The sequence below is a fragment of the Vibrio sp. nBUS_14 genome (genome assembly GCF_051201655.1).
Taxonomy (GTDB): Bacteria; Pseudomonadota; Gammaproteobacteria; order Enterobacterales; family Vibrionaceae; genus Vibrio.
This window is the reverse complement of record NZ_CP179207.1, coordinates 1,441,112-1,462,313: the sequence shown is the minus strand read 5'-3', so window position 1 is coordinate 1,462,313 and position 21,202 is coordinate 1,441,112. Positions and strand designations below refer to the sequence as shown.

Annotated in this window: 14 protein-coding genes and 4 pseudogenes; 10 read left to right on the top strand and 8 right to left on the bottom strand. The window is 44.3% G+C overall.

Annotated elements, in window-relative coordinates:
- The first annotated feature begins 271 nt into the window (after positions 1–271).
- A complete protein-coding gene (locus ACMAZD_RS24305; protein ID WP_435250538.1) occupies positions 272–622 on the top strand; it encodes a hypothetical protein in 351 nt (116 codons plus the stop codon).
- Positions 623–683: 61 nt separating this feature from the next.
- Here ACMAZD_RS24305 and ACMAZD_RS24300 read toward each other — a convergent pair whose 3' ends face one another.
- Complete coding sequence (locus ACMAZD_RS24300) at positions 684–1,562, bottom strand: LysR family transcriptional regulator (RefSeq protein ID WP_009845583.1); 879 nt, start codon at positions 1,560–1,562, stop codon at positions 684–686.
- A 161-nt stretch (positions 1,563–1,723) separates the two neighbouring features.
- On the opposite strand from ACMAZD_RS24300, the gene ACMAZD_RS24295 reads away from it, so the two are divergent.
- The 6 genes and pseudogenes from ACMAZD_RS24295 to ACMAZD_RS24270 form a co-directional block, all read left to right on the top strand.
- On the top strand, positions 1,724–2,323 hold the full coding sequence (locus ACMAZD_RS24295) for a class I SAM-dependent DNA methyltransferase (protein ID WP_435250537.1): 600 nt from the start codon (positions 1,724–1,726) through the stop codon (positions 2,321–2,323).
- A gap of 294 nt (positions 2,324–2,617) precedes the next feature.
- Positions 2,618–3,379, top strand: a complete 762-nt coding sequence (locus ACMAZD_RS24290; protein ID WP_435249060.1) for an IS5 family transposase — start codon at positions 2,618–2,620, stop codon at positions 3,377–3,379.
- Between the two features lie 213 nt (positions 3,380–3,592).
- A complete protein-coding gene (locus ACMAZD_RS24285; protein WP_435249798.1) occupies positions 3,593–5,158 on the top strand; it encodes a YjjI family glycine radical enzyme in 1,566 nt (521 codons plus the stop codon).
- Positions 5,159–5,205: 47 nt separating this feature from the next.
- Positions 5,206–5,301, top strand: a pseudogene (locus ACMAZD_RS24280) (YjjW family glycine radical enzyme activase); the annotation flags it as partial.
- Between the two features lie 562 nt (positions 5,302–5,863).
- Positions 5,864–7,156, top strand: coding sequence for a group II intron reverse transcriptase/maturase (ltrA, locus tag ACMAZD_RS24275; protein ID WP_435249317.1), 1,293 nt, complete (start codon positions 5,864–5,866; stop codon positions 7,154–7,156).
- Positions 7,157–7,193: 37 nt separating this feature from the next.
- A pseudogene (locus ACMAZD_RS24270) lies at positions 7,194–8,009 on the top strand (YjjW family glycine radical enzyme activase); the annotation flags it as partial.
- Between the two features lie 58 nt (positions 8,010–8,067).
- Here ACMAZD_RS24270 and ACMAZD_RS24265 read toward each other — a convergent pair.
- From ACMAZD_RS24265 to yccS, 5 genes are all read right to left on the bottom strand, one after another.
- Positions 8,068–8,979: a LysR family transcriptional regulator gene (locus ACMAZD_RS24265; RefSeq protein WP_435249797.1), complete on the bottom strand. Its 912-nt coding sequence runs from the start codon at positions 8,977–8,979 to the stop codon at positions 8,068–8,070.
- Positions 8,980–9,032: 53 nt separating this feature from the next.
- A complete protein-coding gene (locus tag ACMAZD_RS24260; RefSeq protein WP_435249796.1) occupies positions 9,033–10,292 on the bottom strand; it encodes a hydroxymethylglutaryl-CoA reductase in 1,260 nt (419 codons plus the stop codon).
- A gap of 186 nt (positions 10,293–10,478) precedes the next feature.
- Positions 10,479–10,799 (bottom strand): hypothetical protein, encoded by a 321-nt coding sequence (locus ACMAZD_RS24255; protein ID WP_435249795.1) that lies wholly within the window; start codon positions 10,797–10,799, stop codon positions 10,479–10,481.
- A 122-nt stretch (positions 10,800–10,921) separates the two neighbouring features.
- Complete coding sequence (locus ACMAZD_RS24250) at positions 10,922–11,083, bottom strand: hypothetical protein (RefSeq protein ID WP_435249794.1); 162 nt, start codon at positions 11,081–11,083, stop codon at positions 10,922–10,924.
- A 334-nt stretch (positions 11,084–11,417) separates the two neighbouring features.
- Positions 11,418–13,622, bottom strand: coding sequence for a YccS family putative transporter (gene yccS / locus ACMAZD_RS24245; RefSeq protein WP_435249793.1), 2,205 nt, complete (start codon positions 13,620–13,622; stop codon positions 11,418–11,420).
- 177 nt (positions 13,623–13,799) lie between these two features.
- On the opposite strand from yccS, the gene helD reads away from it, so the two are divergent.
- The gene (helD, locus tag ACMAZD_RS24240) at positions 13,800–15,875 is read left to right on the top strand and encodes a DNA helicase IV (protein ID WP_435249792.1); all 2,076 of its coding nucleotides are present in this window, start codon (positions 13,800–13,802) and stop codon (positions 15,873–15,875) included.
- Positions 15,876–15,948: 73 nt separating this feature from the next.
- A pseudogene (locus ACMAZD_RS24235) lies at positions 15,949–16,307 on the top strand (VOC family protein).
- A 131-nt stretch (positions 16,308–16,438) separates the two neighbouring features.
- Here ACMAZD_RS24235 and ACMAZD_RS24230 read toward each other — a convergent pair.
- Positions 16,439–16,894, bottom strand: a complete 456-nt coding sequence (locus ACMAZD_RS24230; RefSeq protein WP_017105060.1) for a methylglyoxal synthase — start codon at positions 16,892–16,894, stop codon at positions 16,439–16,441.
- Between the two features lie 60 nt (positions 16,895–16,954).
- The gene (gene torT / locus ACMAZD_RS24225; protein ID WP_435249791.1) at positions 16,955–17,983 is read right to left on the bottom strand and encodes a TMAO reductase system periplasmic protein TorT; all 1,029 of its coding nucleotides are present in this window, start codon (positions 17,981–17,983) and stop codon (positions 16,955–16,957) included.
- Between the two features lie 93 nt (positions 17,984–18,076).
- Here torT and torS point away from each other — a divergent pair.
- Positions 18,077–21,084: pseudogene (gene torS, locus ACMAZD_RS24220) on the top strand (TMAO reductase system sensor histidine kinase/response regulator TorS).
- Positions 21,085–21,202 lie beyond the last annotated feature (118 nt).

Here is a 21,202-nt window from a genome sequence, read left to right as displayed (position 1 = left end):
CCCGTTTTATATTCAAGTTGTTACTATTCAATTGCTTAACGGTAACTTTAGGTGTCAGTAAAGTTGACGATGACTGTTTTTTAGGAAATGTGAAACTGGCGTCAAATGGTTTATGATTAGTAAAACACATAGGTTGTGAAGGTCTCATAGGTTAGCTGTGTAAAGGGTCAGGCTGTTAAGATTACAGAAATCGATCTGAAACCTTATACCTTAAACTTGGTGTTGAACCTGAGTATAGAGCTGAGTTGAACTTGAAAAGGAATGGATGAAGATGAAATTTGATGATCTCAACGACAGCGAGTTGTGGGCGATAGCTAATCCGATCATGGACAACTTGATGGACGGCTCAACCAAGGTTGACCATGCTCAGCATTGCCGAGACTTTACGCAGCGCATGAAGGGTATTGTGACGCCTGAGTATCTGGAAAAGGTGTGTCATCATTATCAGCACAGCAACGGATTTTTTGCGGAACGTGAACCAGTGGCGCTATTCAGACGCTCCGATTCCATCGCCTTTGTTTGGAAGCAAGCCTATACCATTGCGAAAGGCGAGTTTGTGGCAGAAATGGTGTTAGTTGAAGAAGACGGACGTTATTTAGTGGATCACGTGATGGTCTTCTAAATAGAGTGCTTTCTATTTGTTAGATGATTTTAGGTGTCGAGATAGAACATTATCTGACACTTTAGAAATCAAACAAGTAATCGCTGATCTGATCCGCTAACCAATTCATACCTGGGTGTTCCGCCATACCTGCTGCGGTAAACATACAGTAGTCTTCTTGAGTCAGGCCATAAGTGTGCTTGATCACCGCCAGTTCCTGTTCACGCAATAAATGGCGTATCAATGGCTCAGGCATTACGCCCCATGCATCTTCTCGTAGAATGGTATCCAACATAAAGTCGAAGCTAGAAAAACCAATGTATCGGCGAGAGAAGGGCTCAAGCTCAGGGTTATCTTTTTCATTGAGATAAACCATGGTCGCTTGCATCGAATTTCTTAGTACTTCATCCGACACTCTTCGCATCGCACTTAAATCATGTCCTTTCTTACATACCGACATCATTCGGATCTTGCCGAGTGGGTTGTAGATAATTCTTGGATCATCGACACGTTCGTAATCAACACCAAACGCAAAATCAACTTGCTGAGTTTCGACAAGATTAGCTAAGTCGCCGCTAGAAGCCAGAACGAAGTTGAAAGAAGTGGAAGGGTATTTGTTGTTTAGGGCGTGAGATAAACTTTGCCACATTTCATCGGGTAGGGAGTCATCGCGTGCGATCCAAATCTCGGCGTTGAATTCACCCGAAACATGTAAGCAGGTTTGTTTAATACGCGCTGCCGTCACCAGCATTCCTTCGCAATCTTTGTAAATCGCTTTGCCCGCTTCAGAAAGTTCAACGTGGTTGCCGCTTCGTACGAACAATTCGACATCTAACTCTTTTTCCAAGGCTTTGATCGACATGCTCAGTTTGGTTCGGTTGCATTCTAGCTGTCGCGCAGCTTCAGAGACTGACCCTAAATCAGCAACTGAACAAAAGGCTTGGACTTGAGAAAGGTTCATTTCATTTCCATATTGAGCGGGTGGCGGTGCATATTATCTTAATATTGTGCTGACTATCTTAGAAATAGTCCATCTTTGCATGATAACTCTATGACGAATTGACTAATTTGGTTTATTCTGGGGGCGTTCCGAACCTACAAGAAGTAAAGATGGAGGCCATGATGGCGAAACAATGGGACGAGTACGCACCTGATTGGGATAACGATCCCGCTACTGCTGTATTCGCACAGTCCGCATTTGACCAGTTAACACAGCTCGTTGATTTGAACGGAACCCGTGTCCTTGATTTTGGTTGTGGTACAGGATTACTCAGCCAGAAAATATCTCCTTTTGCAAAAGAGATCATCGCTCTCGATATCTCAGAAGGGATGATTGAAGAGTTAGATAAAAAAGAGCTGTCTAATGTAGAGCCTGTCGTTGATATTTTATCGCGCGGACTTGCAGCTCAACATCCAGCATTCAGAAATCAGTTTGACTTAGTGGTAACCTCTTCGGTATGTGGCTTTATTCCGAACCTACAAGACACGGTCAGCCTTATTTATACCCTGTTAGAAAACGATGGGGTTTTTGTACACTGGGATTGGTACTTAGAAAACAACAGCGAAGATTTTGGGGTCAGCGAACAGCGCTCCCAGAATGTATTGAGCGCAGCAGGTTTTTCGATTGTTGAAGTCTCAACACCGTTCTCAATTGACACCCCGCAAGGTACTTTGAAGGTACTGATGGGTGTAGGCCGTAAACAAGTGGTTCCTCATTTATAGTTCATTTGTCTGCAGTTGAAGTACCTGTAGTTGGCGTATAGATAGTTGTTCAGATAACGGTACTCACGCTTAATTGACCAAACCCACATCAACGACCTTGGATCCGTTATGTGGGTTTTCTATTTTTACGCGTTTGCGTTTTAAACTAATAGCTCAATAGCTCAATAGCTCATAACGAAATAGATAACTAAATAGCTACTTTCTAGGGCGTGTTGATCTTTCGTGAGTGTTTTTTGAACAGCATGGTAAAGAGTTATAATTTGCTTCGCCAAAAGTAAAACCATAACCAATACCATGCCAAGAACAATGCTAACTGATATTCGCTGGGAACTGCTACTCCAAGTTATGAAAAGTACAGGTCGTATTTACGATAAAACTGAACATCGAATGACATTTGAAGGAATACTTTATCGAATGAGAACAGGTATTCCTTGGCGAGATCTACCCTCTGAGTTCGGAGAGTGGAGTACCGTTTACAGACGATTTAATCTTTGGTCAAAGAAAGGGATTTTAGATAATCTTTTCAAAAGCTTATCTAGCATGGCTGACTTTGAATGGGTATTTCTTGATGGCTCTATAGTTAGAGCGCATCAGCATAGTACAGGTGCAGCTACTGAAAGTTCAGAGCAAATAGGAAAAAGTCGCGGGGGCAACTCAACCAAAATTCACTTAGCTGTAGATAGTGGTGGCCTGCCGATTTGCTTTGATTTATCAGAGGGACAACGCCACGATATAGTGCATGCCGAAAGCTTAGTTGAGCAACTCGATGAAGTTAATACCATCGTTTGTGATAAAGGATATGACAGCGAACTTTTCGGTACTTTTGTTAAGGAACGTGGCGGAGAAACAGTAATTGCTAAACGCAATTACGGACAAGATATAGACAAAGACAGTATGGATTGGTGTCTATACAAGTATCGTCACTTGGTCGAAAATGCCTTTGGGAGAATTAAGCATTATCGAGCTATTTCAAGTAGATATGACAAGCTAGAAAGGAATTATGCCAGCATGTTATCACTGGCATTCATGTTAATGTGGCTACCGATGTATTGTTGAACACGGAATGTACAGCAAAGATCAACACGCCCTAATCATGTCTGATTCTTTGTTCTATCTTGCTACGCCTCAACCCCATAATTGATAAACCGACAGCTGGCAGTTTCTCTGTGGTTATTTCCATTTTGGAAATTTACTCTTGCACAAATTTCACTAGTGGAAATGAAAGTGTGAGATATAAAATAAGCCCATATAGATACTAAGGGTTTAGTTATGAGCCACCAATCTGCGTCATCTACTTCTTCACCACTTTCAGAGCAACAACAACGCTTTAGCAATATCATTTCAGATGCCAATCTGTCCCCAAAACAGAAGTCGAGCTATCTTGCCTTAGAAGCTGAAGCCAGCCTGCCGTATATGCCGGTAAGCAATGAAGTAGAGCAAGCCTTACAACAAGGTGTGCTGTGTGACATGTTTGAAGGTCACGCTCCATTTAAGCCGCGCTATGTGCTTCCTGATTATTCTAAATACTTACATCAAGGCTCCAAGTATTTAGAGCTTAGCGCGGCAACTAATTTCGACGAAGCATTGAACATGCTCACCATCCTTTATCATCACGTTCCGTCTGTGACTTCAATTCCGGTTTACTTAGGTCAGTTGGACGATGTTTTGATGCCTTTTGTTGGCGATTCAACGGATGAGCAGGTATACCAAAAGCTGAAGCTGTTCTGGATTATGTTGGACCGCACACTGCCAGATGCCTTTATGCATGTGAATATCGGCCCGACCGACAACATTGTATGCCGCACCATTTTACGTGTTGATGCTGAATTGAAGCAGATTGCACCTAACTTAACCTTTATGTATGACCCTGTAGTCACGCCTGATGACCTGCTTCGTCATGCTGCTAACAACATCTGTGAATGCAGTAAACCGCACATTGCTAATTATCCTGCACATGCCGCTGCGTACGGTGATAAGCGTTTTGGCATCGTAAGTTGCTACAACTCTCTGCCTCTAGCGGGTGGTTCAAACACGCTAGTACGTATGAACCTGAAGCAAGTGGCTGTGAAATCTGAAGACAGCGTAGATTTCTTACAGCAAGTACTACCTAACTACAGCAGCATCATGATCGAATTGATGAACGCACGCAGCAGTTTCTTACATGAAGAGTCTAACTTCTTCGAAGGTTTCTTAACCAAAGAAGGCCTTGTTGAAGAAGATCGCTTCGCGCCAATGTTTGGTATTTATGGCATGGCTGAGGCGGTTAACATTTTAATGGAAAAAGAAGGAAAAGCAGGGCGCTATGGTCACGATGAGTCGGCAAATCAGTTAGGACATCGTATTTCAGAGAAGCTGGCTGAGATTGTTGAAAGCTCGGAAGTGAAATATGGGCTGGAAGGTAAGGCTCTGTTACACGCTCAAGGTGGTATCAGTTTAGATGAAGATGTGACGCCAGGTGTACGCATCCCTTATGGAACAGAACCGGATCCCGTCTCTTATGTTCGTGCTACCGCAGGTCATCATAAGTTCTATACATCGGGCATCAGTGACATTCTGACTATCGACGAAACGGTTAAATCAAATCCAGAAGCGATGTTTAATCTGTGTAAGGGCGCTATTCAAGCGGGTTACCGTGAGTTCACCGCTAACGTAGCATCGAACGATTTGCTTCGTGTGACGGGTTACATGATTAAGCTGTCTGATATTGCTAAATACGACGAGCAAGGTTCACGCACCAATACTACCTTCCTAGGTGCTGAAGCTGCAAAAAATACGGGCATTCTAGAGCGTAAGCCACGCGTGGTAAGCTTAGAGATGTCGCCGACATACGAATAGCTTTAACGTGCGTGCGTTATGTGTTTCAAATACGAACAATGTGAATTATGCAAGTTTCTGATCTAACAACTCAAATGGCTAGGGTTAATAATAATAAGACAGAAAAACAAGCGAAGGTCAGCCGTGTGCTGACCTTTTCTTGTGGTGCGCCGAGCATGGCGTTGATCTAGGAGGTGAAAGTCCTCTACGGGCTCAGTCGAGCGAGAACCGTTAGCCTATGCAAGGGTGTTCACCGTGAGGTGAAATCTGAAGGAAGCAAATGGCAAAACTTGGTTGTGACGAACAGAAATCTGATAGTAGGCCATTACAACTTGGGCAACCTAGCCATAGATAGAATAGTCCAATGCCTCGACGGGAAGTGTGTAGTGGTAAATCAGGCACAGCCAAGGGAAAGAACAACGCCTTACCTCGGGAGATCTTATTGTTTGTCTCAATAGAGACTAATACAGCAGTGATGTTGTGTGATGGACAATAAGAAGTCAGCAGAAGGCATAGTACTTTGAGAATGTACAACTCAAAGGAAGGCCTGAACTGAATATATCAAGAAGCAGTCACTAGACACTCAATCATGTGGAGTCATAGCAAGATGAAACTCATCTCTACGTCCCAAAGGGCAATACCGCAAGTAAAGCTCATGGATACGAAGAATGACAAGCATGGTCGGCATAGACAGGAGGGCGAGTCTTGGTGACCTCAACTTCGTTGATGGAGCAAATTTGCTCTTCAACCAATTTGAATCAAGCTCTTAGACGCGTGAAGAAGAACAAAGGGTGTGCAGGAGTCGACAAGCTCGACATCAACGCCACTATCTCAAGACTTCGACAGGCATCAAACGGGCAAGAGCTTCGCCAGATTCTTCTGGATGGAAGCTATCAACCTCAATCTGTTCTTGGTGTAGAAATCCCCAAAGCTAGTGGTGGCGTAAGGCAATTAGGTATCCCAACAGTCCTTGATAGGGTAGTCCAACAGGCAATCACATCAGTGCTGTCATGTATCTATGAGCCGAAGTTCTCCGACAATAGTTACGGGTTTAGACCCAACCGCAGTGCGCACCATGCATTGGCGGCCGCCAGTCGCTACATCCGAGAGGGTCGAGGTTATGTAGTAGATATAGACCTAGCAAAATACTTCGATACAGTGAATCACGATAGGCTAATGCACAGGCTGTCACAAGATATTGCTGATAAACGCGTGTTAAAGCTAATTAGGTCATACCTACAGGTAGGCATAATGCGACATGGACTAGTTGAGCAGAGACAACGAGGCACACCCCAGGGTGGGCCATTATCTCCGCTACTATCAAATATTGTATTAGATGAACTGGATAAAGAGTTAGAGCGTAGAGGGCATAAGTTCTGTCGATATGCAGATGACTGTCAAATCTACGTGCGTAGTGAGGAAGCCGCTCATCGAGTCAAAGAGTCGATAACGGAGTTCTTGGAGCAGAAACTAAAGCTGACGGTAAACCGTAAGAAAAGTGCAGCAACGAGAGTGACAAAGCGAACTTACCTAAGCCATCGCTTCCAGATAGACGGAACAATCGGGATATCGAAGACGGCACAAGCTCAAATGAAGAAGCGAGTACGTCAGATAACGAAGCGAAATCGAGGACGAGAGTTACAGGTGATAATCACGGAGTTAACTCAATATCTAAGAGGATGGCAACACTACTTCAAGCTTACTGTTCGTAAAAGTGCAATGCAGCGCTTAGATGAATGGATACGGCGTAGACTAAGGTGCTACCGACTAAAGCAGCGCAAACGCAGACACAGCATAGCGACATGGTTACAGCGACAAGGTGTAACGGAGCGTAATGCGTGGAAGCTAGCGATGTCAGATAAGGGTTGGTGGCATCTAGCTTTAACGCCACAGGTTAATCACGCCATGCCAATAAAATGGTTCGAGGGGTTGGGGCTGTACTCATTAAGAGATGGGTACGAGTCACTGAAAGTATATTCGGAACCGCCGTATGCGACCCACGCTTGTACGGTGGTGTGAGAGGACGGAGGCTGCGAGGCCTCCTCCTACTCGATTTGACGGCCCAGGAAACCGCTTGGTGCTGTTCCTACAGGGGTGCAATTTCGATTGCATCACTTGTCATAATCCACATACCATCAACCACTGCAACCATTGTGGAGAGTGCGTAAGTGGCTGCCCGAGCAGTGCTCTGAGTCTTGTTGAAGGCAAAGTGAAGTGGGATCCGGTAGCGTGTACCAACTGCGATCAGTGCATCGATATTTGTGATCATAAGTCGAGCCCCAAAATCACGACGATGACGGTATCAGATGTAATTGAACTGGTGAGGCATAATCAGTTCTTCCTGAGTGGTATCACAGTTTCAGGTGGTGAGGCGACCATGCAATTGCCGTTTATCATCGAGCTATTTCAAGCGATCAAAAGCGATCCGCAATTGGCACACTTAACGTGCTTTATTGATAGTAACGGTTCGTTGTTAAAGCAGGGTTGGGACAAAGTGTTACCTTACCTTGATGGTGCAATGATCGACCTAAAATCATGGCAATCAGAAACACACCAATGGTTGGTCGGCAGAGGAAACCATCGTGTGTTTGAAACCACCAATTACTTGGCTGAACAAGGTAAGTTGCATGAAGTTCGATTGCTACATATTCCGAACAAAAGTGACCTTGAGGACGAGATAGAGCAAGTTGGCTATTACTTGAAAGGGTTGCCAAGTGATGTCCTGATTCGACTTAATGCCTTTCAACATCATGGCGTGATCGGCGAAGCTCTAGAGTGGCCTAAATGTACAGAGCAACAAATGAAGAGCTTTCACGACAAGCTCTACGCGATAGTTCAAAGACCAATGCAAACGCCAGAGGTTTATACCTAGCTTCTAAATTGTTTAGACGCTCAGACAAGCTTCTAAGAACGTTAAATCTTTAAAATTATTAAGCTTCTAAGAACAAGTCACACAACCATTTGATCGCTTGGTCATTCATGTTTGGCTTGTTCCACACCAAACTATACGCCACTTTACCGTAATCAAAAGGAAGTGGTTTACTTACCAAACCTTGTGCTTGTTTGGCATGCTCAATCCATTGTTTTGAGCAAGTGAACAAGAAGTGGGTATGGTGACACAGCACTGCCGCCGCACCAAAATCTGCTACCGATATCGCTATATCTCTTGGCTTATGACATTGCACTAAGTTTTGCTCAAAGTACGGCTTCGATAGTTCGTTATCTAAGATTCCAATGTGTTTGTAATCTAAATAACCTTCAACCGTTAGCTCTTGCTGAGCGAGAGGGTGGTGCGCGCCCATCAAACAAACCATTTCATCAGGAAGAATCGCTTCCCACACCAGTTCTTTATTATCCGTTGGTGGCTGAGAGATATCGTGGGGCAACAAGATCAAGTTGACTTTACCACTGAGCAAAGCATCGAACCCAAGCTCCTGTTTCGAATAGATATTAAGCTTGGCTTTTGGTGCAAGTTCAGTGGTGATTTTGCTGATCTTCGAGGCGAACACCTCAAAGGTACTTTCACGCATCGAAAGTGAAAAGCTGCCTTGGTACTCTTGAGGAGTAAAACTCTTTTGGTGAAGTAGCCCATTCATGCTGGAAAGAATCGCGTGGACGGTGGGGGCTATTTTTAGGGCAAAGGGAGTCGGGATCAGCTTGATGCCGTCCCGATAGAAAAGCTCGTCGTTAAGGATGTCACGCAGCTGCGATAATGTTTTACTCACACTCGAAGGGCTGACAAAGAGTTGCTCTGAGGTTTGTGTGACGCTGTAGGTGTTCAGCATAATATGAAGCGCAGTGAGGTGTTTAAGGCTCACTCGCGATAAATGTAAGTAATCCATACACAACTCACTCAATGCGTGACAACGGTCGATTTAAAGTTTTATAACAGAAATTAGCGCGCTAACTTGTGATGGGCTCGCGAAAAGTGACCTGCACAGAATGCGCCTACAATCGACAGCTCACCCGCTAAACACAATGCTGCACATACTTCGGCTAAGGCTTGTGATTTACCGTTGCCGTGTAGCCCTAATAAATCGAGACACGCTTTTTGACTTGGCAGGCCTGTACCTCCACCAACTGTCCCCAACATCAAGTTAGGCAGCGTTACGCTCGTGTATAAACCGCCTTCTTTGTTGAGCTCCATGCGAGTCATACCAATCGCAGACTCAGCAACACATGCCGCGTCCTGGCCGCAAGCAATGTAGAGCGCAGCAAGTGCATTCGCATAGTGAGCATTAATACCAATCGTGCCACTTAGAGCACCACCGACTGTGGTCATTTGTCCGAACTGCACCATCTTCTCTGGTGTGGTGTGGAGGTACTTAGCGACAAGCTCAGCAGAGATGTTGACCTCGGCTGTGACTTTCTTACCACGAACGCTGCGTAAGGTTTGGGTATTGGCTTTTTTGTCGCCCGATAAGTTGCCATCTAGGAAGGCGTGATCGGGTTTCACTGGTGTATGTTCAATGATGTACTCAAACACCGCGTTGGTCGCGATAGTCACCATATTCTGACCAGAAGCGTCGCCAGTCAGGAACTCAAACACCAAGTAAACATGGTTGCCTTCGATGTTGATATTGATGTCAGTTAGTTTGCCGTGCGACGTTGTTGATTCAGCTAAGGTTTTAAATTGGTCATACTGGGTCACTGCCCATGCCACAAACTGTCCTGCTTCAACTAACCCTTGGAATGCGAAACCTGGCGTCCGTGTTACGCCTTCATTGAGCAACATTGCACTTGCTCCACCACAAGCTGTGATCAGCTTTGAACCACGGTTATACGACGCGACAAGCGCCGCTTCAGTGGTTGCAAGTGGGACTAGGTAGTCGCCTTTAGCAAACAGGCCATTGACTCTTAAAGGGCCAGATATACCAACAGGGACTTTTACCGTGCCAATAAAGTGCTCTATGTTTTTCTCATAAGCCTGAATCTGGCTTTGAGTATGAGGGTCGAGCAGTTCTTGCTGCGAGTCTGCATTATCGAGAGCAGTCCAACGACGTGTAAGGTTTTTTTCTGTCAGATAAGGACTCGGAGTCAGCTTATTCACTGGTTTCTCAAAATGAGGTTCGAGCTTCTTTTCTAATTCGTCTGCGGAGATGTCGCCTCCTAAAATAGAAACATAGTCACGGCGATGCAGATTTAGTTTTGGCATAAGTAGTACGAAGTAAAGTTTGTGCTGCAAGAATAGTTTGCGCTGATTCTACCGAGTAATAAACCAGAAACAAGCGTCAGATATAATGAGTTACAGTTTGTGTGCTTATAGAGTCAAAAAGCATCAAAAGTCGTTGAATCAAACCGATTCAGGACATAGGAAACAAGCACAAAGTGTGACTATTGATCAGATATGGATGTCGAGAATACTACCAATGGCTTCGTTTTGACGATCCGCTACACTCGCGCCAACTCGATTGTAACTAGCACTTTGGGTCAGTTTTATTAGTGAATCAGTTGAGGATGAAATGGGCTCGGGTTCTTTGTCTTTTATAGAAAGAGATTTTTCAGGTTCAATTTGGTTAAAGCTAAGATCGCTAGATTGGGATAAGTCATTTGATTCGGGAGTGTGCTGAGCGGCTTGGTTCAGTTCAATTGCCGCTTCTTCAGCCATATTGGTTGACTGCTGAATAATGGCATAACCTGATTGAATCCCCGAAATCGGCATGTCAGAACCTTCAATTGACGTATGAAATGAGTTTAGGTTGATGATATTTTGAGCGCAATGGTTAAGTGGTGTAATTTACGGTGCAAAGATGAACTTAGACTAAAATAGTGATCTTCTGTTTACTAATTAAACAGGTCGTTTAGATCGTTCAACTCTTCGTCAGTAAGCAGAGAAGGCTGTTCTGTCTCGACATTACCATCGATTTCACCCTGTAATGCTTTCAATTGCTGAGGGCTAAGAAGCTGTATCTGTTGCTTAAATGCTTCAAATTGTTGTGTATTCATAATGTGACCTTAGTTCAAATCCATACGCTCTATTGAGCATATTCTACCTGGTGCAAGAAATCAACCAACATTAAATCAATATTAAAAGATGTTTGAAGGTTCTTGAAACTAAGACAACTATAAATTTCTCTGGTTGTTTTTTGTCCGAGGATTGTCAGGCAAAGTTAACGCTTGGTTAATCAAAGTCAGAAAATCCCTACAAAGTAAAAATGCCCTGAACCCTTTCCCCGCGGGGCGTGCAGTTAGTTTATTATACCTACTTATAGGTATTGGTATAATAAACAGACATACACCTATTGATCATTATGCATTCAAATTATGTATCTTTCTGTTTTTACAGTATTTTATCTTCTAGATCTGAATTCGCCTTTTCGAGAGGCTTTTCGATGTTCACTTTAACGGCAAACTTGGTGGCCAAAGTGTGTAGTTCTGGAAGCATTCGATAGATCAAATGTAACTGCTGTAGGACCATCCTTACAGAGCTTTCGTCCTCTTCTCTCCACTCACTTAAACGTTTATCAAGCTCAGGATCATAAGCATTTTTGACTTCGCAGTGCTCACAACGAGAATAAAGCTGGTCGTTCAGAGCATCGAGGTGTTCGTGTATTACTCTGTGCGCATCTAACACAAGCTTGTGTGTCGTTTCATCATCGATACGCGTTCTATGGGCCCCCAGCGCTGAGATATAGCTCAGTAAAGCGTGGTTTAAGGTAAGAAAGCGGAAGCTCTCGTCTTCAGAGATTCTGTACTTACCGGGCTCTACCAGCATGCTACTGATAGCGACGGTTAGGTTGGCATCGTTATTGTGCGCACTACGGCGAGAAATGCGGTAATTGAGTGTGTCTTTTTTGCCTACACGGTATTGGCCAATGATCTGAGCCAGATAATTCTTATTTGAATCAAGGGCATCTGCCATCACCTTGTGCAGTCGTTTCGATTGCCAGTCCGGTAAAATGTAAATCACAGCCAAAACGGCAAGCGCACAGCCAATGAAAGTATCCGCTAGCCTTGGCAATACCACGGCATAGCCTTCGCCGAGCTGATTGAAACAGAACAACACCAGCAAGGTAATAAAGCCGGTTGCGAAGCCGTAGTTGTTGATACGGAATGCAAAGAACATCACGCCACTGATCACAATAAAGACTAACTGGCTCTCTTGAGAGGGAAAGAAGGTCAGTAGTGGAACCCCAATCAACAAACCAGCCACAGTGCCAATCACACGGGCTGTCAGCTTTTGGCGTGTGGCACTGTAGTTGGGCTGACATACGAACAGTGTCGTTAGTAATATCCAATAACCACGTTCGATATCAAAACCTTGAATGATGCCGTAACCGAGCGTCAGCGTGACGGCCATACGTATTGCGTGGCGAAACAGCATTGAGTCGGTGTGCAGGTTGGCTCTTATCTTTTGCCACATTGCCGTCAAGGTATGTGGGTTAGTATCGTCTAACACACCTTCTTCTAGTTTCTCAGCGTCAGGGTTACTGATATTCGATAGCTGCTTTTCAACGGTTGCTAGGTTGTTGAATAGATAATTCAATTGGCTTAGCAGTGGTTTCCATTCAGGTTTGTTCTGCTCCTGAAGATGGTTAAGTGAAGACATCAACTCATCAAGCGCTAGTACAGATTTATCGCCATGTTGGTACTCTGCGCCAACCTTAAGCGAACTTGCGACTTCTTTACACGCGGTTGCCTGAGCCTCTAGAAGATACTTAAAGCGGAACAATACATCAGAACGTTCGAAGTGTTTGGCTAGCTCTTGATAACGGTAGTGGGTTGAACTCACGCGTTCATGGATGTCTTGTGCGATGAAATAGGTATTCAAGAATCGGTCGCTTGGACCATCGATGTGCCCGCGTTTAGAACGGTTAAGTAGAGTCGCTTTACACATGTTGAGTGCATTCACTGTGCTCGCATTCAATTTAGCTTCGATAATACGGTGTGGCTGCGGCATAAGGTCAGACACCGGATAAAACAACACAGCCTTAGAGTTCATATAGGTGCCGATTTGATCAAACACGGTCGCAAGGTTTTGCTGCACAGGTTGCATTGGCCATACAATTTGCCAAATCATTGACATGAAGTAGTACCAAGCCGCGCCTGTTAATAGCAGTAGTGGTTGAAACCATAAGTTGATGCTCTCGTGTGCACCGAGCATGGTGTAAATCGCGACCAGTAGAGAGCCAAATGCGATGCTCGCGTATTTAGGCCCAATCGCGCCAAGCATAATGAATGAAAAAGTCGATGCGAAAAGTCCTAATGCGAACAGCCAAGGTGTGTTGAAAAGTAGCTCAATAGAAAAGGCGGCGATCGCAAAACAGAGAAAGGTCAGGGTGAGTGCTTTTAGGCGGCCCGTAAAGCTGTCGTCACTTTCAGCCAGTGCACCCGCGATGACACCTAAAATTAATGGGGTGATCAGTGTGTTTTGTTCATAATACCAAGATGGAATCACAACACCGAGAAGGGTGATGAGAATTAACACGCTGTAATTTATGGTTTTATTCGCCCAATAAAGGCGTAATTTGGCTGAAAATTCCACAGTCCCTCACTTGACACACTAAAACCATAATCCTAACAGAAATCAAGCACAAGAATCTGATACTTATCCATCATTGGCCTTAGGTGGTCATGAAAGCGTCGATAAGATGAGAGACATTATTAATTCTCATTGCATCATGATATAAATTCAATATTCCCAATTAAAGAGCACGCTCCAATGCAGCTAAGCGCTAACAAGACTGCACAGTTTTTTATTCAAAATGAATATCATCAGGTTGAACTTGATGGTCCACGCCTATTGTTGTCTTCAGTAGGCAGTGAAGAACGTATTCCGTTTACTATTTGGAGTGGCAAGATCGCGATAAAGCGCGGATTGTTCTGGGGATCGTTACAGTTCTTTGCTAATCAACAAGATGGTCAACAGCGTAGTTGGTTAGTACAAGGTTTACCTTGGGATCAATGTCGTCAATTTGCTCGTGCGTCGGTTGCTGCTTATCAACGTTGGCACGACATTCAATGTGAGCAGCTTGCAGAGCATGTCCCTCAATGGGAGGCTGAACTCACGCGTCTTGAACAACTTCCTGCTTTCCTACCTCATTCTAAAGTGAACATCTGGGTCGACATGGTCAACTCCGGCTTAGAAAACATGAACATGACTTTGGAAGAAGCCGCGCAGCGTATGCCTAAACGTGTCGCGAGAATGCAGCCATGGTTATCTGAAACCGAGATTAAGCAAGCTGACAGAAACCAACAATGGCTAGAGACTGAAAGAAAGAACTGGGAAGTGCTGTTTGCTCAATGTGAGTCATCTCCGTTGAATTTGTCGCAGCAATATGCGGTTTTGATGAACGATGACCATAACTTGATTCTTGCGGGCGCTGGCTCGGGGAAAACCAGTGTTTTGACGGCTCGTGTCGCGTACTTGTTGCAAAGCCATCAAGCACAAGCTGAAGAGTTACTGTTGCTTGCCTTCGGTCGTGAAGCGGCACAAGAGATGAAACAGCGCCTCGACAGTAAAATTGGTTTTTCAGCAGAGAAGGTGCAAGTCAATACTTTTCACCAGTTAGGTTTGAAGATCTTAAATCAGGTTGAAATCGAACGTGTTGTTATTTCTCCATTAGCCTTAGATGACAATCAACGCCAAGCGTGGTGCATTGATTGGCTTAAAAAACATTGGATGACGCCATCCAACTTCAAACGTTGGCAAAAGCACTTATCTAAATGGCCAATCGCTTATCTGACTGGTGATGATGAACTCGGAAGCCACGTTTCTAATCTGAAATTGATTGGTTGGCTAGAGAAACAGCTTGAGCAGTTGAATGCATCGGGTCTATCAAAGAAAGAAGTACAACAGCAGCTTATCGATAATAGAGACTATACGCGTCTTAATAGTGAATTATCACTGTGTTGGCCTTGTGTGGCTGCGTGGCAGAAAGCATTAAAAGAAGAGAATCATATCGACTTCTCTACCATGATCAGTCGTGCTACTCAATATGTTGAGAAGGGCAAGTTTGTCTCTCCTTGGAAGTTCATCATGATCGATGAATATCAAGATATCTCACCAGACCGTTTAGCATTGGTTGAAGCCTTGTGTAATCAATCTAAAGCCGAGCGTCAAGCTTCTATTTTTGCCGTGGGTGATGACTGGCAGTCTATTTATCAATTTGCGGGTGCCGATGTTGATTTAACGACCGGCTTTAAAGACAGATTCGAAAGCTCGACGATCCACCACCTCGATACTACTTATCGATTTAACAATCAGTTAGGTGCGGTTGCCAATCGCTTTGTGCAAGAAAACCCGATTCAATTATCAAAAGAACTGAACAGCTTTAAGCAACAGAAACAGAAGGCGGTTTACAGTACATCAAGCAAAGACATTGAGAAGATCCTCGATCAGTTGAACAGGCAGGCTAAAGGAAAGCAAAACAAGTCGGTTATGTTGTTAGGTCGTAATCATTACCATAAACCGGAACTATTGGAGGATTGGAAAAAGATCTTCAGCTCGATCGATTTGAAATTTATGACTTGCCACGCCAGTAAGGGTAAAGAAGCGGATTTTGTGATTATACTTTGTGTAGACGAAGGCCAATTCCCGGCGAAGAAGAAGCAACTTCATATTGATGGTGCTTTGACGGAATCGTCAGATGTCTTCCCTTATGCTGAAGAGCGACGTTTGTTCTACGTGGCAATGACACGTGCAAAAGAGAAAGTTTGGATTACCCATAGTGGTGACGGCTCAGGCTTCGTACAAGAACTTCACGGTTCAGATTATCCGGTCGTTCGTAAAAAATAAGCCAGAAAAAGGTTTCAGAATATCAAGCTTGAGAACACCAAACTTGAAAAACAGCTAACCAGAGGGTGCTGACATGGAGCACGGCTCTATTAATTACATAGAATTTCCTGCTCGCGATATTGAGGCAACTAAAACGTTTTTATTCAAGCGTTTGCTTGGCGTTTTGAAGACTACGGGCCTGAGTATTCTGCTTTCGAAGGTCAAGGTTTAATGGGCGGTTTCTATTTGGCGGACTTAGCCTCCAGCGCGGATAATGGTGCTGCACTGATGGTGTTTTACAGTCAAGATCTTGAGCAAACTGAGCGTGATGTTATTGATGTTATTGATGCTGGTGGCCAGGTTAACCGTGAAATATTTAGTTTTCCCGGTGGACGACGTTTCCATTTCCTTGAACCAAGTAGCAATGAGATGGCTGTGTGGAGTGAAGCGTAAAAATTTTGGACATAAAAAGACCCCCAATAATTGGTGTCCAACTATTGGGGGTCAGTTCACTAAGCAGGCTTTTTTGTGCTTGATTTCCTATCCGCTAAGAAAGCAAACAGATCTGTTGGTGAAACTAAGACTTAAGTGCGCTCAGCTAGGTACGCTTCGTAGTCTGGGATCTCGATGACCACTTCTTCTTCAAGCAGTGAAGAGTTAAATAAGAAGTTAGCGGTAGCGCGGTTGGTTGCCACTGGGATGTTCCAAACACTTGCGATACGAAGCAGTGCTTTTACATCTGGGTCGTGTGGTACGGCATTCAATGGATCCCAGAAGAAAATCATCATATCGATCTTGCCTTCAGAGATAAGCGCACCCAGTTGTTGGTCACCGCCCATAGGGCCACTGATCATGCTCTTAATCGCTAAGCCTGTTTCTTTACTTAGTAGAGAACCCGTCGTGCCCGTTGCATAAAGGAAGTGCTTTTGTAGTTTTTCTTTGTTCTCTTTGACCCATCTTAGTAGCTCAGGTTTGAAATGGTCATGAGCGACCAAAGCGATATTCTTATGCGTTGGCATAGTACGCGTTGTTTTTTGCATGAATGTTCCCTAAATGATTATTTCGTTTTTATTGTTTTGAGTTCTTCAGCCAATATAGCACTAAGGGTTCACACTGAATACCGGACGAAACTCAGAAGGTGACAAAGAGTCGGCGATAATCTGATCTTTGAGCGTTGCAGGTGTTAGCGCTTCGATAGTGGGTGCACTGTGTTTCTCATATGGCTGATCACGCAAATAACTGACGGCTTGTTTAACGGATAATCGGCCTTGTTCAACCATTTTGTCTGTTGGCGCAAATAACACCTTGTTACGCAGCAGCCCTCGATAAGTTCCGTGACTCAAATAACTTGAGATCAAACCTATTTCTTTGGTTTTTCCGGCGGCTCTTAATTCACTAATCGCCGCTTCGATTGCGACTGCACTACCAACAATATATTGAATATCTGGCTGCTCAATCACTTGCTGTACAAGGTTTCTTTGTAGCTCTTTATCGTTATCGGCCCAATAGCTGATTTCAATCTCTACATCACTTGATTTGATTGCATCATAGAAGCCCACAGCGACAGGTTTTGTGCCTCCGCTAGACTGAGGGCCAAGTAGCAGGGCAATAAGTGTTTTACCAGAACCTTTTGGATGTCGCTTAGCTAGAAATTCACCCACTAGAAATCCCATCTGATGCCAATCGACACCGACTGTCCCTTTTAGAACTTTTTGTTGTTCTTTACTTATAGCGAGTTCGTTTACGGTGGCGAAAACGGGTGTGTTCCCAACCCAATCTGAGAGATTATCGCGATACGCATCAGGGGATACGGTACCTAATATAATGGCGTCAGCGCCCCATTGAGTACAAAGTACAAGTTGAGAGGCTTGCTTACCAATATTTGGGTATCCGCCTGCTTCTAATACCCTTAATTCAACCTGCTGTTTTTCGGCCTCAGAGACCATGCCGTAATTGACTGATAGCCAATATGAGTCTTTAAGGTGTGGATAAATGGCGCAGATCTTCTCTTTCTTAGGTTTAGAGTCGGAAGGCTGTTCTGAGTTCATTGGCTCACTGGCATACGTCGATGAAGCCATGATAGCCAGTAACGAAAGAAGACATGTAGAAGTAAAGGATTTAGATAGCATGAATTGCCGTTTTATTGGTTTTAGATAAGAAACACTGCAAAATATAGCGTATTCTGCATGGGTAAAGAAGAACGTTTTTAAGGTTAAGGGTTTATGTTGTTAGCCACAGCAAGTATTGGACGCAAGCTACTGGCCTCATTTTTAGTGATGGCATTACTGGTCCTTTTGTCTGCATTGATTGGTGTTTCTGGATTCAGTTTCGTAGCAAAAACAGAGAGAAACGTTGTTGACTCAGCGTTACCCGCGATGATTGAAGCTCGTCAGGTTTCTGAGTTGAGTAATCGTATTATATCGTCTGTGCAAACACTCTCTAGCGCGAGAAACGAAGCCGAAAGAAAGGAAGCAGGCATAATACTGTTTGACCAACTGGAGTCGCTTCTTCAACACATCAAAGATTTAGGTGCCGATAGCTTCGACTCTCAACTGCTGCATAAACTTGAAAACAATGTCCAAAGCGTTATCAATACGCTGGCTGAGCTAGGGGTTGCCGTCGAGCGCACAAGCTATGGCTGACCAAAGAACTTTCGTCACGCGTAGAAGAGATGCGTTTGCTTGCTGAAGAGCTCGAACAGTTAACCCGTACACAAGTTTTGAACACTGCCACCATTGCGGTTGCTAATGTCACACATATATATGACCTGTTAGAAACCACAGAAACAGACAAGGCTTATCAAGCGCTAGATGCGTTGGTTGAGGTCGATCTTGATCTGTCAGAACGCTTGCATGAATTGCATCTGTTAGCCTTTACAATGCTCAATCAAATCGAAGAAACTCAGACTGTAACTAACGTTGAGCGTATTCACCAAATTCAAACGGAATTCGAGGCGAATCTCAGAATCATGGCGCGTCGTGTTAAAGCCGTAGAAGATCCGACTCGTTCCGCTCAAATGTCTCAACTTCTTGAAGAATTACATCGACGTAAGGTCGTGTTTGATATCTCTCTAGAGCAGTATGAAAACACGCAAAAGTCGGAGTTCTTAATGCAGAATACTTTGCAGCTATTCTCCGAACTCAACACCACGGTCAATCAGCTTGTTGATGACTCGAACTTGAGCACAAAAAAGGCGGTTGATGATCTAACATCAACCTTGAACTTGGCTCAATGGTCGTTATCGGTTATCTCCATTGTGGGCCTGATTATCGTGGCGTTTATTGTGTGGCGAGTGGTTTACATCTCCGTGGTTAAACGCTTAGGTGAGTATTCGATTGCCCTGATGTCGATTGCACAAGGGCGACTTAATATCGATATTTCCGTTAAGGGTAATGATGAACTCGCACACATGGGTGAAGCGATTATTACGGCGAGAAACACCGCGCAAGCTCTGCAAGTGGTCGCGATCGGTGAAGCCAAAGCAAAACGAGAACTTGAAGAGCATAAAGAACACCTTGAAGAGCTGATCACTGAGCGAACTTACCAGTTGCAAGACATCAATGAGAAGTTGAATGTTGAGGTAGGGAACCACGCTAAAGCCCGCAGTGCCGCCGAGCAAGCAAGCCGTGCGAAATCTGCTTTCTTGGCAACCATGAGCCATGAAATTAGAACGCCAATGAACGGTGTGCTAGGTACCGCACGATTGCTCAAAGACACAGGGTTAGATCCTTTGCAATCGGGTTATGCGGATATCATTAACCGCAGTGGTAAGAACTTGCTGGCGATCCTGAATGATGTACTCGATTATTCAAAAATTGAGGCAGGGCATCTTGAGATTCGTGTTGCTTCCTTCGACTTGCATCAGATGGTTCAAGATACCTATCAATTAATGGAAGGCCGAGCTGCCGAGAAGAAGCTAGACTTTAATTTCCATATCGAAAGTGATGTTCACCGTTATTGGCGTGGCGATGTGACTCGAATTAGCCAGATCTTGAATAATCTTGTCGGTAATGCCATCAAATTTACCGACAGTGGCGCCGTCGATATCTTCATAAGCTTGGATGTTGAAGATGAAAATCGTGTCATGTTTCAGGTGTCCGATACCGGAGTTGGTATTAATGAAGCTGAACAGAAGTGTCTGTTCGATGCGTTTAGCCAAACCGATAGTGGCCGCAATAAAACGGGCGGCACAGGGCTAGGCCTAGCGATCAGTAAAAGCATCATGTTGGCAATGAATGGTGATATTGGTGTTTACTCAGAAGAGGGCGACGGCAGTCAGTTCTGGTTCTCTTTACCGCTGCAAGTGGGTGATAAAATTGAAGCCAAAGTTGTGGCTGTTGAAACCTGTATTCGCGCCAAGGTATTGCTTATTGAAGATAATCTGGTTAACTGCATTATTGCGGAAGGGTTCTTACATAACTTAGGGCATGAGGTTGTTATCGCAACAACGGGCCAAGAAGCTCGGACTATTTTTAGCGAGCAAGCCTTCGACATTGCGTTGGTTGATATTAACCTTCCTGACTGCGATGGCGTGGAGTTAATCCAGCAACTGAAAGACATTGTTGTGGTTTCATCAGATGTTCCAGAGCGGTACGCGCCGCCTATGGTTGCGGTATCGGCTCATGTGTTCAATGAGGAAGTTGAGAACTATTTAGCATCTGGGTTCGATGGTTTTTTACCTAAGCCGTTAGAAAAAGAGGCACTTGCTCAACTCATTGTGACTCAGCTGGATGGCAATACTTTACTACTGCAACAGCCCGATCCTAACGATTCTATATGCAGTCAAAATAACAAGCCTCAACGCAATAAAGGTAACGAGTTGTATTCATCTCAGATGGCGAGTGTCGTCTCTGATCTGGCCATCAAGGCTTCGCAAACTGAAGACGAAGGAGAGACTCCTGTGAAATTGATTGATTCCAATGTCATCAAAGGTGATTTGTCCATTCTTGGCTTAGACAAGATGAAGCAGATTGTGGGATTGTTTGAAGAGAGTAGCCGCGTCACTTTAAGCGAAATGGTCGAAGCGAGTGATTCGGACAATGGACGTGAAGTGAAGTCTCTCGCTCATAAACTTAAAGGTTCCGCGGGGAGTTTAGGTTTGTTGCAACTTTACAATGCTTGCCAAGTGATAGAGACAAGCCAAGAACCATTGCAGCAGTATAGAGAAGATGCAGAGGCTTTAGTTGAACTCGCGAAAGATTCATTAATTGCACTCAAGCAGCATGTTTGAAGGATGTTTCGCATAAGCCATAAGCCATAAGCCATAAACCATAAGTTACAAGTCAGTAGTAACAGGTTTGAAAAGCGTCGGTGAGTACTATCTAGCTTCGAATAAAACGCCTCTGACG